The organism is Paenibacillus sp. B46(2026) (assembly GCF_056786355.1).
The window spans coordinates 1,736,931-1,752,683 of the sequence record NZ_CM165907.1 but is presented as its reverse complement, the minus strand read 5'-3'; the positions used below and the strand labels follow the sequence as shown (position 1 = coordinate 1,752,683).

18 protein-coding genes and 1 pseudogene are annotated in these 15,753 nt (G+C 39.6%); 5 read left to right on the top strand and 14 right to left on the bottom strand.

Features of this window, described 5'->3' with window-relative positions:
- Positions 1-267: 267 nt before the first annotated feature.
- Positions 268-1,947 (top strand): type 2 periplasmic-binding domain-containing protein, encoded by a 1,680-nt coding sequence (locus AC1S8V_RS07920; RefSeq protein WP_482073150.1) that lies wholly within the window; start codon positions 268-270, stop codon positions 1,945-1,947.
- Positions 1,948-2,072: 125 nt separating this feature from the next.
- Here the strand turns inward: AC1S8V_RS07920 and AC1S8V_RS07915 are convergent, their stop codons facing one another.
- A complete protein-coding gene (locus tag AC1S8V_RS07915; protein WP_482073149.1) occupies positions 2,073-2,375 on the bottom strand; it encodes a hypothetical protein in 303 nt (100 codons plus the stop codon).
- Positions 2,376-2,410: 35 nt separating this feature from the next.
- Positions 2,411-2,596, bottom strand: coding sequence for an aspartyl-phosphate phosphatase Spo0E family protein (locus tag AC1S8V_RS07910; RefSeq protein WP_421898256.1), 186 nt, complete (start codon positions 2,594-2,596; stop codon positions 2,411-2,413).
- A gap of 164 nt (positions 2,597-2,760) precedes the next feature.
- Here AC1S8V_RS07910 and AC1S8V_RS07905 point away from each other — a divergent pair, with 164 nt between their 5' ends.
- Positions 2,761-3,012 (top strand): helix-turn-helix domain-containing protein, encoded by a 252-nt coding sequence (locus AC1S8V_RS07905; RefSeq protein ID WP_482073148.1) that lies wholly within the window; start codon positions 2,761-2,763, stop codon positions 3,010-3,012.
- Between the two features lie 379 nt (positions 3,013-3,391).
- Here AC1S8V_RS07905 and AC1S8V_RS07900 read toward each other — a convergent pair whose 3' ends face one another.
- The 7 genes from AC1S8V_RS07900 to AC1S8V_RS07870 form a co-directional block, all read right to left on the bottom strand.
- Positions 3,392-5,221: an NACHT domain-containing protein gene (locus tag AC1S8V_RS07900; RefSeq protein ID WP_482073147.1), complete on the bottom strand. Its 1,830-nt coding sequence runs from the start codon at positions 5,219-5,221 to the stop codon at positions 3,392-3,394.
- 416 nt (positions 5,222-5,637) lie between these two features.
- The gene (locus tag AC1S8V_RS07895; protein ID WP_482073146.1) at positions 5,638-6,024 is read right to left on the bottom strand and encodes a site-specific integrase; all 387 of its coding nucleotides are present in this window, start codon (positions 6,022-6,024) and stop codon (positions 5,638-5,640) included.
- A gap of 512 nt (positions 6,025-6,536) precedes the next feature.
- Entirely contained in the window at positions 6,537-6,812 is a 276-nt protein-coding gene (locus tag AC1S8V_RS07890) for a hypothetical protein (protein ID WP_482073145.1), read from the bottom strand.
- Between the two features lie 139 nt (positions 6,813-6,951).
- Positions 6,952-8,757 (bottom strand): serine hydrolase domain-containing protein, encoded by a 1,806-nt coding sequence (locus tag AC1S8V_RS07885; protein ID WP_482073144.1) that lies wholly within the window; start codon positions 8,755-8,757, stop codon positions 6,952-6,954.
- Positions 8,758-8,868: 111 nt separating this feature from the next.
- Positions 8,869-9,243: a hypothetical protein gene (locus AC1S8V_RS07880; protein ID WP_482073143.1), complete on the bottom strand. Its 375-nt coding sequence runs from the start codon at positions 9,241-9,243 to the stop codon at positions 8,869-8,871.
- Between the two features lie 102 nt (positions 9,244-9,345).
- Positions 9,346-9,981 (bottom strand): chloramphenicol acetyltransferase, encoded by a 636-nt coding sequence (locus AC1S8V_RS07875; RefSeq protein WP_482073142.1) that lies wholly within the window; start codon positions 9,979-9,981, stop codon positions 9,346-9,348.
- Positions 9,982-10,064: 83 nt separating this feature from the next.
- On the bottom strand, positions 10,065-10,295 hold the full coding sequence (locus tag AC1S8V_RS07870) for a hypothetical protein (protein WP_482073141.1): 231 nt from the start codon (positions 10,293-10,295) through the stop codon (positions 10,065-10,067).
- 232 nt (positions 10,296-10,527) lie between these two features.
- On the opposite strand from AC1S8V_RS07870, the pseudogene AC1S8V_RS07865 reads away from it, so the two are divergent.
- From AC1S8V_RS07865 to AC1S8V_RS07855, 3 genes and pseudogenes are all read left to right on the top strand, one after another.
- Positions 10,528-10,653: pseudogene (locus AC1S8V_RS07865) on the top strand (IS30 family transposase); the annotation flags it as partial.
- Between the two features lie 103 nt (positions 10,654-10,756).
- On the top strand, positions 10,757-11,422 hold the full coding sequence (locus tag AC1S8V_RS07860) for a zinc-dependent metalloprotease family protein (protein ID WP_482073140.1): 666 nt from the start codon (positions 10,757-10,759) through the stop codon (positions 11,420-11,422).
- Positions 11,423-11,438: 16 nt separating this feature from the next.
- Entirely contained in the window at positions 11,439-12,104 is a 666-nt protein-coding gene (locus tag AC1S8V_RS07855) for an outer membrane protein assembly factor BamD (RefSeq protein ID WP_307538682.1), read from the top strand.
- Positions 12,105-12,273: 169 nt separating this feature from the next.
- On the opposite strand, the gene AC1S8V_RS07850 is transcribed toward AC1S8V_RS07855, so the two are convergent.
- The 5 genes from AC1S8V_RS07850 to AC1S8V_RS07830 all read right to left on the bottom strand — a co-directional run bounded on the left by AC1S8V_RS07850 (position 12,274) and on the right by AC1S8V_RS07830 (position 15,710).
- Entirely contained in the window at positions 12,274-12,753 is a 480-nt protein-coding gene (locus AC1S8V_RS07850; protein WP_482073139.1) for an SRPBCC family protein, read from the bottom strand.
- Positions 12,754-12,774: 21 nt separating this feature from the next.
- Positions 12,775-13,083, bottom strand: a complete 309-nt coding sequence (locus AC1S8V_RS07845; protein WP_482073138.1) for a hypothetical protein — start codon at positions 13,081-13,083, stop codon at positions 12,775-12,777.
- A gap of 154 nt (positions 13,084-13,237) precedes the next feature.
- Positions 13,238-13,510 (bottom strand): aspartyl protease family protein, encoded by a 273-nt coding sequence (locus AC1S8V_RS07840; protein ID WP_482073137.1) that lies wholly within the window; start codon positions 13,508-13,510, stop codon positions 13,238-13,240.
- Entirely contained in the window at positions 13,500-13,757 is a 258-nt protein-coding gene (locus AC1S8V_RS07835; RefSeq protein WP_062833241.1) for a hypothetical protein, read from the bottom strand. The genes AC1S8V_RS07840 and AC1S8V_RS07835 overlap by 11 nt, the downstream gene beginning before the upstream one ends.
- Before the next feature lie 231 nt (positions 13,758-13,988).
- Positions 13,989-15,710 (bottom strand): helix-turn-helix domain-containing protein, encoded by a 1,722-nt coding sequence (locus tag AC1S8V_RS07830; RefSeq protein WP_482073136.1) that lies wholly within the window; start codon positions 15,708-15,710, stop codon positions 13,989-13,991.
- Positions 15,711-15,753: the final 43 nt, after the last annotated feature.

The following is a 15,753-nucleotide window of genomic DNA, read 5'->3' as shown; positions in this document are numbered from 1 at the left end:
GATGCCTCACGGCATCATCAGCATCGAATATGGAATTCAGCCGAAATGTCCGTTGCTCACGTAGTTTGCCTACGCTCCGCTACTCCATTTCTAGCTTTATCCCATCTTCTCGGTACTGAAAACCGAATTTTTTGAACTTCATTTGAACATTCATTTGAACATTCACTAATAGAGTCCTATCAAAACTAACAAACTCATATAGATGCCCTCCCGCCCAAATTGGTACAGTTACATTGTAAAGATCATACACCGTAGGGGGATTGAACAATGATCAAATTCAAAACATGGTGGTCACTGCTCATGGTTATCGCGCTCATCACGATCACTGCGTGCGGCAGTGGCGAGACAGCCAGTGACAATGGTACCAATAATACGCCGGGAACTGTCGGCTCAGCTGAAGCAGAAGCTGCTTTTGCTAAAGGAAAATATGACCCACCGATCGAGTTCAGTTCGGTATTAATGCCGAAGAAATACGTGCAAGGAGATACCAAAGAAAATAACGTGCACGATCGCTGGATGCTCGAAACGCTGGGTATGAAGCATAAAGATACTTGGTATCCGGCCAATGACGATCAATACAGACAAAAGCTGCAACTGGCTATCGCCTCTGGCGAAAAGCTGCCTGATTTTGTATCCGTACCCACCAATGCGGTACTGACTAATCAGCTGATCGACTCCGGTCAATTCATCGCCATCGATGAGTTGTTCGACAAGTACGCGAGTCAGACCCTGAAAGATCACGCAGCAGCACATCCTGAGCTATGGTATCCGTTTACCAAGGACGGCAAGAAATACAACATGCCGATCATGGAGTACACCGATAACGACGATACACTGCTCTGGCTCCGCGAGGACTGGATGGAGAAGCTGAAACTGGAAGCTCCGAAAACCATTGCAGATCTTGAGAACATCATGGACAAATTCAAGAACGAGAACCCGGACGGTCTATCTCCAGACAAAGTATTCCCTCTGGCGATCTCGCTGAAAAATAACACCAACACCTGGATGGGTCAGCTCGACTGGTTGTTCGGGGCATACGGCACAATCGAGGAGCAATGGAACAAAGACGCAAACGGCAACCTCGAGTACGGCTCCGTTAACCCGGGTGCCAAACAAGCCCTTGCCAAGCTGGCTGAATGGATGGATAAAGGTTATATCCACGCTGACTCCGCTCTGTGGGACGAAGGCAAATCCGCTGAAAGCTGGACAGCTGGCAAAGCGGGCATTCTGCCTGGCGCAAACTGGGTACCGGACTGGCCTGCACCTGACCTGCTGAAGAACGTACCTGGCTCAAAGTATAAAGCTTACCCTGTTCCAGCTGGCCCAGACGGCAAGATCGGTACGAAGTGGCAGAACTCTGGTGTCAACGCAAGTATCATGATCAACAAGGATGCGAAGCATCCAGAAGCCATCTTCCTGTACTACAACTACTTGCTCGATAACCTGGCTAACCCGAAAGCGGGCAGTGAGTATGAATACGGCTTCGCCAAAGGTTACGACTGGGATATCATTGACGGACAACCGACCAGTGACAAAGAGAAGATCAAAGACTTCTCCAACGAATTCCCTTTCCTGACCGGCCCAGCACGTATCCCGGATCTGTACATGAAAACACTCGTGAAGCTGGCCAACGGCGAGAAGCCTGAAACACCTTACGAGAAACAAATGGCCGAATTCCGTAAACCGGAAAACTGGTATGCAGGTAAAGTGGTTATGTCCCAGATCGACATCCGTAAACAAAACTACTTTACTGGCGCGGCCACACCAACCATGGTATCCAAATGGAACCTGCTCCGTCAGTCCGAGATGGAAACCTTCAACAAAATCATCTACGGCAAACTGCCAGTTGATGCCTTTGACCAATTCGTCGCCAACTGGAAATCCAATGGCGGAGATCAGATCACGCAAGAAGTGAATGAATGGTTTAAGTCGGTAAGTGCGAAATAAGAATTGGATTTTGGAAAATAAAGAGTAAACAAAACCAGCCGAAGCGGTAAGATATACGCTTCGGCTGGTTTTATTTAGTTAGAGATTAGGCCGCTCCTCCTGGCTTATGCGTTCGCGTTAGTGCATCAAGCCTTCGTATCAATCTCCTCCGGCATCGACACACCTAGCAAGGATACTGTGAGTTGAATGCCATCCCTCAGCCCTTGCATGTATAACCGCTCATTCTCTACTCCTCTGCTGATAATGAGTCGGCTCTCCCACTCAGCATATTCAGGTGTCTGCTCGATATCCTTACCAGCAAACAACCCTTCGAACGCTTCGTCCTTTTCCTCACGTACACGACTCAATACAGGGTCATGCTCGATTCGGGCAGATACTTCATCTAGCCTTGCCTGAATCGCTTGTTGCATCCACGATGGAAAATCCATTCTTTCTCCTCCCCACGCATTATGTACCTCACTCATCATCGTACAACTCGGTTATGTCTCGCCTTCATCTCACTCACTTGGGCCACCAGTTCATCCACCCTTCGGCTCTGTTCCTGAACCTCGGGATTGTCCCACAACGGAATCGCTTGCTTCAAGGATGCCTCACCAAGCTGATTAAGCTTGCGCCGTTCCTCTTCCAATAAGTCAAGCAACCGGCTCATACATCCACCTCTCTGATGGGTCTTAACTACGCCATGTCTTGTTAAGACTAGACGTGAGTAGTCAATTTTAATGCGATTATCGGTTTATTTTATTTTAATTCGATATCCGCATTAAAACAACCATTATTTCTCATACAATTTGGTTGAAATGAGGGGTGTACATAATGAAGCATAGACAAGAACCACCTGGCGACAAAAACATCATAGGCTCCCGAGTCGTAACTATCCGTAAAAGTAAAGGCATTAAACAACGAGAATTCCTCGCCAGACTGCAAACACTTGGTTTGGATATCAGTCAGACTAGCCTTTCCCGTCTTGAGGGTCAATATCGTCTTGTTCAGGATTATGAAGTGGTGATAATTGCGAAGGCGTTAGAGGTTTCAGTGGGGTATTTGCTTGGGGAAGAAACAAAGTAAATTAAGTGTTCGCATATAGCGACATTATTCCTGTATATAACCTAGTGTTTTTCTTCATACAAGAAACAACATCCACTTTACTGCATACAACTTTCCCCATAAGAAATAAGGAATACAGACAGATGTCACATACTAAGACTTTCGTTTAATTTGACCAGGTACATACTTTAGCTATATAATTTTAACAATCCATTTTATTCAAAGCGTGAGTATTTTGCCACGATTAATGGCACGTGCCCCGTTTCACAATACTTATGATAGCTAAAGTACATTATAACATGTATTTTTTCTTTTCCATCAGAAAGCCGGTTGTCTCAAAGTGGAGGCAACCGGCTTTCTGATGTTTAAAACTTAGATAAATAGATCTTTATTATTCTGTTTAAACTAGCTCAAATAAAATATTGTCAATAGATTGGTCTTGTTTTCTATGCTCTAAATTAAGTTTTTCTAAGAGATTCATTATGAAAGTATACTCATCCACAAAAGGCATTGACCTCACTAATTCTTCCTTTTTAGCGATAGATGCAAAATCATCTAAATCAACATTTTTGTTTTCGTTTCCAGGAAAATACTTTTTATAAAGTAATTTAATATCAGTTTTTTGTTCTATTTTTATATCAAAATTATAAATTTCTTCATATTTTCTATATATTTTCCTAACAGACCTAAATAACTGGTTGTCTCTAATAGAGTAAGATTCTTGTACTCCTGCTGCATCTTCTTTGTTTTTGAAGTTAACCGTCTTAAATATCATTCTTAAATATTTAAACGTTGACTCATAAATATTAATACTTTCATATTCTGTTTCAATTTTTAATGCTTCCAAATATGGAATAATATAATTCCTCTCCAACCTATTTCTGTCTATTTCAAATAACATATCAAATACATTGTCTGTACTAAACCTTGATGATAGCTTGTCTAAAAGTTTTATTTGTCTTTCATCCGAGGAATTAATAATAAAAATTGCTGTAAAATACTCTTGAAAGATCCTATGAGAGAACGTATATACTAAACCATCCTTAACAATTAGCGAAACAGATTCACATAGGTCTCTATAATAATCATACGTGTTAAAATTAATATTACTTATTTTTATTGCACCATTTAAATACTTCATGATTGTATTGTATTCAAAGCTAATACTATTATTCGAATAACTTTGAATCGAAAACGAAGACAGTATCTTTACAAAATCGTCCATAGCTAGACTAGAATACATTCTACGCTTGTACCCACCCTTTGTAGAATCATGCTTAGAAAATAAGGTCTCGAAAGCTTGTTGATAAAATAGATACATTTTTTCAGGGATATCTGAAAACTGTGAAAAAGTCATAAGCATTATCGTCAAAAGTAAGGGATTTGATGAAAACGATTGGTGTCTATCATATAATTTACTATCCAATTCCTCTATGAATCGGCCCTTAATTTCGCTATCATAGTGGATCTTTTCTATTAATTTTAAGGCTTTTGTTTTAGACAAGGGTAGCATCCGAAGTTCCGTAAAACTATTCCAAGTAATAAAATCATCACTTGGTCTTGAAGAAATAATTATAGAATTATCATAATATTTATCTCCCAATTGTACTATTTGTAGAGATAAATTCTCTCGGATCTCAGGGTTAACTTCATCAAAACCATCGAAAAAAAACAACAAGTTACCATTATTTATTGACTTATAAAAGTACTCTTTTTCTAAATTAAAGTTAAGATTTGATACACTTAGATGAATAAAATCAAGCAATGTAAATTCACCCGAAATGAATTTCTCATGAATATCAGGAATATTATTTATATTTTTTAGTTCTACGAAGATTGGAATCTGAATTCTCTTCTCAATAGAATTTAAAAATAGATGCTTCATTAATGTAGATTTACCGGTGCCTGCTGAGCCTGATATAATAATTTTGTTACTTATCTCAAATATATTATTAACATCGCTAGTATCGATAACTTTATCTCCAAAACTCAACTCTGAATCTTCATAGAATTCATAGAGAAAAACAGGCACATCTCTATATAGAATAGTTTTAAATTCACTGTATTTTTTTATGGTGGTCTCTAAATAATTATTAAAAGCCATGCCCGATTTCACTTTTATATTCTTATAAGAATCACTACCAAAACTACCCAATCCCTTTATAAATCTATCAATGTTATTTTGAACTAATTCCACTGAAAAAGAAATTATATCTTCTTTACTTACCATAGTTTCACCTCTTAAATTATGTATTTATTTCCCAGTAAATAAGACTCGAAAATTAACATTATTTACGGAAATTGGTTTTATATCCACCTAAAATTAGAGTGCTTTCAATATTTCTTTTGCACTTTTTTTTAAAACTCCTTTTTTAATATATCTTAATGCAATCGTTCTCACTTCAAGTAACATCTTAGCTATTCACATAATAACCCATAATGTGACATTCGTGAACAAAATTTTTAAAAAAGAGGACGATCAACAGAGTGCTTAGTCTCTCGTATCAAGTGAGTTTGTTATGCGCTAGATTTTTTTGTGCTAACACTTATGTAACGCTGTATTCTGCGTTTACTTGTACGACTGAGCAACCTTGTATATAGGCAAATTTGTTACGTTTTTCAACAGATGTATAGTGACCGCACGTCTCAGTGCATGATATATTTTTCTTTTTTTGTAATTCTGCATGTCGTCTTGCTCTCCGAAAACATTTCGATATCCCAGACGAAACTTGAAAGAAGCATCCTCAGATTTTTTCCTCCTTCCCCTGTTTTACGGAATGTTTTCCTTTCAATATACAGATCACTGCAACGCAGACGCACAAGTTCACCTACAAGGAAGCCCGGTGAATAGGTCAGAAACAATATGGCCTTATGTTTAAAGTTGGTTATGGATTTGAGTAAATGAGCAACTTCCTTTTCGGACAACACTTGCGGAAGCTTGGTCTGCTTCTTGGGACGAATATACTGGGTATCCGTAGGGTAATAAAGCATATGTTTGCAATAGAAACGGATAGCGCTAATGGTCTGATTCACGGCTTGAATGGGAGATCTCTCCGGTCAAGCAAACCTAAACAATACGTCTGAACATTGGATGTAGTCATATCTGTACTTTTTAGCGGAAGACTACTCAGAAAACGTTCAACCTGATTACAATACGCTTTAATCGTTTCGCGGCTATCCTCGTAACTTTAGTACCTTCTGCAACGTTTCTTTACTTCGGGATAATCTGAACATCATTTGGAGCGAACTGATTTATGAACTCCTGAATAGCAGGGGATGTTGCATACTTTCAGTTTGGATTCCCACTGTCTGCCCGTAATTTGGCGAATACACTGAATATATGCTGGGTTGTATGGGATTCGAATGTGAGTGAATCAGTGGAATCTTTCATTATAAGTGATAAACAAAAAGGAAGGCCCTTCTTCACTAATTCTTTTGGAATCATATAGGATGTTTAAAAAGTCGAGATCCGCCAAGCAATTTCAATAGCAAGCCGCCACTCTATAGCATCTTTACCCAACCCTGCACTACTGATCAATTTGTCCTCATGGATAACAGTAGACGATTGAACCCGCAGGTATTTCGTCTGGGGATATCTCTTTTCCCAAACATATACCGATATTCTTCTTGCTGGCTATAGAATGGTTAATTTGAGAAGAAAAAACTTTATATATTTGCTCTTCTCCATCCGTTTTTTTGATGATAATCTGTTTACCGATCATCTCTTTGATTGTTGAAGGGAGTAATCCATCTAACTCTGCATTGGCACCCATAACGACGGTTCCGAATTCCGGTGTTTCAAAGACTAGTACCAACGCCAAACAGCATTTTAGTTTCCATTCTGTGGCCTCCTTATCTCTGATCTATCCTTTGACATCTCACACCCTAAGATCGGAATTACGAAGTCTAACCATGGCATTTATCAATAATGCTTAAGTTACCCATTTAGCTTCTGCCCTTCTAAACATACAAATTCCACCCCACTATAAAAGCAGCCAAGATGAACGCGGAGATGCCAGACATGATGTACATCACCTTTTGCTTTTTGCTGTAATTGCTCTTCCGCAGTTTGTAAATAAGCAAGCCAAGATACGCCACTGCTAGAACCACATAAAGTAGATTAAACATTAAATTGATCCGTAACGAAGAATAAGCAGGATAATTTGGAAAACTAATCTTCGTCTGTATGATGAAAAGATTAAGGAGCAGTACCACACCTGCAAAATTGATTGCAAGATGATATTTATTAAAATTGGTGGTAAGATTTCCTCGTTTATTTAGTTTGTTAAGAAGCATCAAGATTAGATAGCCAATCAAAGCACATAAACTGAAAATGGCGGCTAGCGCAACAGGAATAAGAGATATCTTAAGTAAGTTCACCTTTAGATTCGATACTGGTAAATAATCAATGTAAGGAGTGACGGAAATTTTCTCAATAACCCCATTATGCTCGACAACGTTATAAGAACTACTTAACTCAGCTTTTGTGAATTTCTTTATATCAAGGGCAGTAAATAAATTAGTAAATCTAGATGCTGCCCGTCGTGCGGATTGAAAATATCCTCCCCCCTCCGAAGTAACTCTATTAGAATTGACGTTATCACCGAAAATCTCTTTGATAAGCCCATAATAATAAATTTCCTCAAAAGACTGGTTTGTCATGACTACCATCCCAAATTTAGATTCGGGATCAAAGACAAGTTTGCTGGAAAACCCTTTCAAATTCCCCTCATGCATCAGTGTAGGCACCCAGTATTCCATCTCAACGAACCCATGCGCAAATCGCGGAGTAGAAGTCCCCTCATAATATAGACTTGTTGACAACATTTCGTTCAACGTATCCCTGTCCTTAAATAATACATTGCTATCATCCACAGGCATCAGCGCTGCTAAGAATTTCCCTAAATCCTCTGCTGTCCCAATAGCTGCCCCTGTAGGATAAAACGTAACGTATACTCTGTTCTCAGGGATCAGTTTCAAATCTTTCGTATACCCTTCAATCTCATTCCTTCTTTGTACTAGATCTGGATGATCTTGCCCCGTTGGATGAATCGAGGTGTCGTTCATATGAAGTGGTTCGAAAATATGTTGATTGACATACTCATAAAAAGGTTGGCCACTTATCTCTTCCACGATGTAACCAGCTAGACCAACGCCATAGTTCGAATAACCCACTATGCTATTCGGTTTGTATATCTGTTTCGGCTCATTTCTACGCAGCGTTTCTCCTAATTCTAACGTTTCATCCTCTGAGTAATAAAACACCTCGGCCGCTGTCTGATCTTCCCAACCCGCATTGTGATGCATCAGGTTCATTAGTGTAATCGGATCATCATATTTCAGCTTTTTGAAAAACCCCTCTGGCAGATATTCTTGGAGATCCGTATCCAAATCAAGCTTTCCTTGTTCGACAAGCTGCATCACACTCGTATAGACCAACAGTTTCGAGATGGAAGCCCATTCAAAAACCGTAGAGGTATCCGCCTTTCGCTGCTTCTCAATATCTGCGTAACCATATGCCTTATTCACAATGGTTTCACCGTCTTTAATAGCCACAACCGAAACGGCAGCGGTATACTTCTCATACGAGGCAACATAAGCATCAATCGTTTCCTCTAACTTTGACAAAGGAATCCTTGATGGTGTAGTCTCAACCTGTTTCTCTTCAGCGTGGGCAGGTACCGCTATTGCCATAATGATAAATATGAATGACAGAACACAAGCGATTACTTTGTTAACCGTGTGATATCCACGATTCATCTGCATTAGCTTCTCTCCTTTTAGATTAAATGTTAATTACATCTCTTGTTTTCGAGTATGCGTTTTCAAAAGAGTCCATATGACTCCAAATTATTTTCAAATGCAATTACACTCCATTCAGGAGAGAGGTCGGAGAATTTCACCTTTCCAATTAACGATGTTTATTTCTTTATCTTTCAAGAGGCACCAATCAATGATTTCACCTATCCATTTTGGCGTGATGATCTCATCGCTCCATTGCGGTGTTAATACTCTTCTGTATCCTATATATTCTGTTGTCCAGCCTTCGAATTCTTCTCCGATGATGACTATAAATGGGGGCTTGTTCTTGATACTGTGTTGTCCAACTTCATAAGTGACGATTAACTTCTTATCCTCAGAAACGATATGTAATTTGATTATCCCTTCATCGTCAATATCCGGTTCAACATACCAATAAAATAATCGATTGGAGCGAACGATTTTACGTTTATATTTTTTTCTTACGCCCATAACTCACCTCGCATATTTCTTTTCCTCTGTATGCAGTATTTTGACAGTTATCCAAGACACAGCTAGAGTAGCTTGGTATCTCATATTAAAAGCACACTGAGTTTAAGGAGTAGTACTCTTGTAAAAATCAATTACTCTATCAAAGATTTCGATCTCTCGTTTTTTTATGTCCGGTAATGTCTCGCAATGCTTTACAATATGATGTATATTATCTGCTAAAGTCTCTGCTTTATGAATCCCCACATATCCTGGTATCAGTTCATTAAGATAATGGAAGTATCTCATTTGAGGTTCAATCATGCGCAGATGTTTATCAAAATTTCTTCTGGATCGTGTCTGATCCATCTCCTTTCGCTTGCGCAGTTCATCTTCTTCTGCCCAGAATAGTACATAAGCATCCGGTAATGATATTTCATTCTCCAATAACTTTCTTCTAAAGAAGTTTGCTGTTTCATCTAAAGATAGGTGCTCAAAACCATATATCCAGCTGTACCAAATCTTAAATACATCGCCATCCAAAATCACATACTCATGTTGTTGATTCTTCTCATATGCAATATGCCATCTATCGATTTGTCTCTCTAGTAACCACATCATAAGTTCCTTACCTTCAAGTTGAGGAGCTTCAAAAAGGAACCCTGTTTCTGGAACAATAAATGCATCATATTGTGTAGCGAACTGCTGACAAGTGGTACTTTTACCTACAGAACTGGCACCTTCGAGACAAATTATCGTCATTCAATTACCTCCAGATATTACTCACAAAATGATTAATCAGCCTTCACTGGCTCTTAAGCGATCATGTTGAATTTCATATTAGACTATGTATTGTAGATTTCTTTAATCTTTAGCCATGTTTCATACCAAAATGTTTTTCGTTTAAGAGGTTTTATTACCTTAATCTCGACTTTTTTTCGTTTCAAATAAACCGTGCCATCCACTTCAATGAGTCTATCGCCATATTCAAATACCATATCCTTGCAGTCTTTGTGATACTGGTTCTCTCTTGTTTCTGACCACTCCGCTTTTTCAGTAGAATGTCGTTTTCTCATTATTTTAAAATCCTCCTTTAAGGAAACACCACTATTTAAAGCAAAAAGGAAGCCTGACCCACACATTAACACTTTGTTATCCGATATTGATGAGCCTTAAGGTTCGTTTATTCCTACGACTTGTTCAATTGCTATATTATTCTTTAACATTAATGTTTAACTCATAATTCCTTCTTTATCAAGCCCTTTTGTATCTAATCTAAAAGTACCTGTCAGTGCTTTCGAAGTATTTTTCGCTCAAGTAGAGGATGAAGATCTCGGCCACTCACTGGATCTAATTAACAACAGACCACGAAAATGCTTGGGTTGGAAAACCGCTCACGAATCTTTTACAGAGGAACTGTCGCAATTATTTTGACAATATATCATATGGTAAACCAACAATTGACATATTATATATCATATTGTATTGTAAACCTCTAAGACTAGAAAACTATCCCATAAAAGAGAGGTGTAGGGTTGTGAATTTTAAGAAAAAGTATATGGCGTTCTTTCTAATTGCTGTAATCTCAGTATTCTCTAGTAGTCCGAGTCTAAGTGCCCACGAAATGTATTATTCCGGGTCAGCTCCAAATTGGACAGCAATCCCTGTTAAATGGAATAACTTAAATAACGGGAAACCTTATCTTAAGGTGAACGGGGATCGATTAAATTCCGATTATACAAGCGCTTACACAACAGCAGCTACGTTATGGTCAACATATTCTCAGAAAATTGTAATTGATAAAGTCGGTTATGGTTCTTCAAACGTTGACATAGCCACAGGAACAAAGGCATATTGGTCAGATAGATTTGGTGTGGGTGGAGCCGGGACACTAGGAATAGCAGATCTGAAGACAACAGACGGAATTGTTATAGATTCATCAACTGTGCAACAGTCTTCGAAAAGGATTTCGTCAGCTCAAATATATATGTCACCATATGTCGCTAACTATAGCAGTTCTAACCCAGGCAATCACAAGGTTGCTACTATAGTCCATGAAATAGGCCATGTTCTGGGTTTAGGTCATCCCAATGTTAGTTACTATCCTACAAGTGTTGAGTCAATCATGAGATCTGGTGGCCAATATGAGGGTTATTATGTACCTAGACAACACGATTTAAATGATATTAACAACAAATATTAAGATGGAGGAGATTAAGATGAGAAAAATCTTGATAACTATATTATTTTTAAGTGTAGTATTAGTTGTAATGGGTTGCTCAAGTAATAAACCAATTACCTCAAGTCTTTCGGATGAAAGAATTCTAGAACTTCGCAAAGAATATCCTCTTTCAGAAGGTAATGCTAGTTTAGCCCAATCCGTTGATGTTCCCTTCGAACAAATATTAGAAATGTCAGATGCAGTAATTATTGCTGAAGTTGTTAAGCAAAACCCTAGTTTTCAATCTACCTTAACTGCAGAACCAGGAACACCAGAGGGTGATGCAGCAGAGAAAGATAAAGCTCAAGGTATTGAGCCATATAAACCTACTTTTGTTTCATATGAAGTAAAAGTGGATGAGGTGATTGTGGGGGAAGAGGTTGATGAAACTACTAACTTGTTCTACAATGCTGATTTCATAGGGGTTGAACCAGATTTAGAACCAGGTATGAAGATTGTTGCTTCAGTGAAAAAAGGAACAGCGCCAGAACAACAAGGCAGTTATTCTTTCACTAGGTATGCCACTTATTATGTTGTTGATGATGATTATGTTTTGTCTGCGTACCAAGGGAAATCTGAAGAAATGAAAAATTTCACAAATCAAACAGATGGTAAAACGTTAAATAACTTGGTAGAGCAGATTAAAGAACTCTGGTCTAATTAGTAATGAAAAATAGAAAAGTTCACTATTATCCCCTTTAAGACTATTTGGAGGGGATTTTATGATCTGATGGATTGTAATATGAAGTGCGACACTACTGTAAATAAATAAAAAAGCGCCTAAAGCCGGATTCGTGTAGAATGAAGGTTCCTACACCACATTCACACTTCAGTTAACCTTTCATATTAAATGCTTCACTATAGATTTCACGCAGCTCAGTTGAGTTATCATGCCACTGAATGGGCTTACCATTGATAATTTGGACCAATACATCCAGGCACCTATGCCATCCTGCGGCCGTGTTCACTGCCCATGAATCATCGTTAAACGTATGGGTAAAGATCATTCGACACCCTTTATCTTCTTTCTGCAATGAAATGTTAATCAGATCATCAACTTCACGGAAACCAAATACATATGGCTTTTCTAACTCTGTAATGGTCCCCTCATATGTCGTTCCTTCACCATCATCGAAGGCAATCTTGCCACCAAGTCTGAGATCCATCTCTCCTGTTGCGAAAGGGTACCATTGGGCGAAGGAACTAGACTTCGTGATCACAAAGAAAACATCTTCTGGATTATGATGAAGAAATCGTTCAAACCTCAAAGCATACCGACCGTTTGACTCAAGTAATGCACCATATTCATTCACCTGTTCATCCTCCTTCTTTCATCACACATATCCATCTTCAGGTTCACCAACATCAAAACCCAACACTTTTGACGCTTCAAACTTAAATGTTTCTATCCAAGAAGTCCAATCATTATCATTCATCTGTGCATAAAATGATAGTCCACTAGGCTCAACGGATGCTTCAATGAAAACATCATCCTCGTCAGTTCCAAACCAATATGGAATTCCACTTTTATAACCAATCCACCCTGGCATACGCTCATATACTTTATAAACTTTAGCCCACACCTCATCAGGCAGATTATATCTTATATTTAGGTTGCAATTATGAGAGTTTATGTTGTCCATTTACATTCTCTCCTTCTACCTCAGACGTATATCAAGATTTTCAAAATTCAGTTATGTAACTCTAATCTCTTCAAGTCAATGATATAATTTTGTTGTTTCAGAATATCCAAGCCAACAAGACCTGTATGACCTTTATGACCTTTAGGCAATATGCCTACATCGTCTCTATATTCTCAATGCAGTTTGTGCCTATTACAATCCTATCCATGATTTTGGTGTAGAAAGGAATACTCCCTCCAATCCCGTATGCTTCAAAAATTGAATCCCCAGTTTCAAAAGTCACGCCAATTTCCTCTAAAACATCAGGACTAATGATCGTATGTGAAGATCCAGTGTCTATAATAACATCGTCTATTTTCAGTGTTCTTCCTCTAAATGTAACGGTAAGTGACGTTGTAATTAGCTGTCCATCATAGTTAATTTTCATTCGTATTACGTCTCACTCTCATTAATGGATCTTTACGGAGATGGATTACAAAGTCTTGATTCGACGTATGATATACAACGTTACCAGGCTCTACTCGAAAAAACTCTTTATTCGCATCTTGTTCTGATACGGTGCGAATTGGTGCAACTTCATCTACGATTTTTTTGTTATCTTCCTCATGATAATGAATGATAGAAACCAGAACAAATTGGTCAGGAAACAGTTCTCTAACCTCTTGCCATTTCATGTGTTATACCTCCTGTTAATCGTAGTGGTTCAACTTTCTATCATTTTAACATATACCCTTACTTCATATATCATTCCATCCTGTATTCATAACAGCCAACCTAGTCCAATGTATCCTCACTCTAGTATGTAAAATGTACAAAGAAACCGTCTCCGTTGGTATATGGTTGCTCTCACTTCCATTTACTACGGAACGGTTTCTTTTGTTTTTCTCTCATGAAAAAGCTACCTGCTAAGCCAACAAAGCCTGCGCGATCTGATCCACTATGCCATTGATACCTGTAGGTCCATAACAACCGATCCATGTTGCGGCATCTACGGAATGTATTTGCTGTCGCTCACCCGTATCCAGCATCCCCCACACAAGCTGTTCTGTCGCGGATATCCCATCCTGCATAAGTTCATTGCTCAGCAAAAAGTAGTGGCTGGCTTGTACAGCAGGTAATCTCTCAACCGAGATATGATAGGCCGTGTCGGCGGTATCGGATACAAATAAAGGGACAGGTAGACCCAGATCTCGATATAGCACAGCACCTGTGCGATGAGAGGCAGAATGTACGCGAACCAGAGAATCCAGTGGACGAATCAGCGCCACGCTCTTACCTGCCAGTACTGGAGCAAGTTCTTCAGAAAGCAATGTGGTTCGTCGTTGATAATCCGCAAGTATACGTTTTGCCTCTGCTCGTTTACCAGTTAATTCCCCAAACAGGCTTAGAATGGTCTGCCAGCTTTCATTACGCTTAAACATGAGAACTGGAGCGACCCGGCTTAACCGTTCATAGTACTGATCATGTACCTCGGTGCAAATAATCAGATCCGGGGACAGTCGTTCGACAGCAAGCAGATCAGGGTACTCATACGTTCCGAGTATCCCGGTTTCCTGAAGTCCTGCCCTGATATATTGCGGGAAATGGAACGTTCCACTTCCCAATCCCACACTTCCTGCTGGAGACAATCCAAGCGCAAACAAATGATCTGCATATTGCACATCGAGTACAGCGATACGCAGTGGAGAACGGGTGACAGGATATTCACCTCGCATATGGCATATCACTGGACCTTGGTCCGACTCGTACGAAGAAGCCATGCGATTCCGCAGCAAGGATTGAGCATAATTTGCATCTGTTTCCTTAGCGGCATCAAGCCGATAACGCAGCGGAGGAACCCCATAATATTTCTTAAAGGCCCTACTGAAGTAATACATGTCACGGTAGCCCATCTTGTCAGCAATTTCCCCAATGGACGCATCTGTATGATGCAGCATCCGCGATGCATTTTCCATCCGTAGCTGGATGACGTACTCCATCGGTCCAAGCTGCTTCTCTTGTTTGAATCGTCGCTGTAACTGCCTTACGCTGCAACCGGCAAGAGCCGCCAGCTCTTTAAGCTCCAGATTCTGGCGATAATGCGATGATATATATGACACGACTACATCCACCATATCGGATTCTGCTCCGCCTTGACCACGTTCATACTCCATGATCAGTTCATAGATCATCCCCTGGAGCAACGCATGGGCATGAAACCGTTCCAGTCCTTCGCCACGACGCCATTTGGCAACGATTTTTTCCGCATTCTGGATCCATTCTGCCTGAGTCACAGGGTTCTGAATAAACGAATTTTGCAGAGGATGTTTGCGATACGAGGGCATGGCATGGGAGGCTCCTTCCATGGAAGAAGCCTCGTACATGATCACGATATAATAAAGTTCCTCTGATCTGGCCGTCAGCGTAAAGGATGCTCCCTTCACCACATGACAGGCAAAAGAAGCTCCAATGTGGCTATCCTCGCCATTCATTGCAAGCTCCCCTTCCCCTCCATATGCCAGCAGCAGCACATTTGAAGTTAAATCCGTTTCGTGTAAAACGCTGCCTGTCTGCAAAGTACCGCTATACCCATCAAGCATCTTGATCGTTGTATCACTCCATAGACTTGTCTGTTCTTGCAGCGGCATTTTTCTCATCTCCTGACAATAGCAAAGGTAAAGTTGTTGTTGT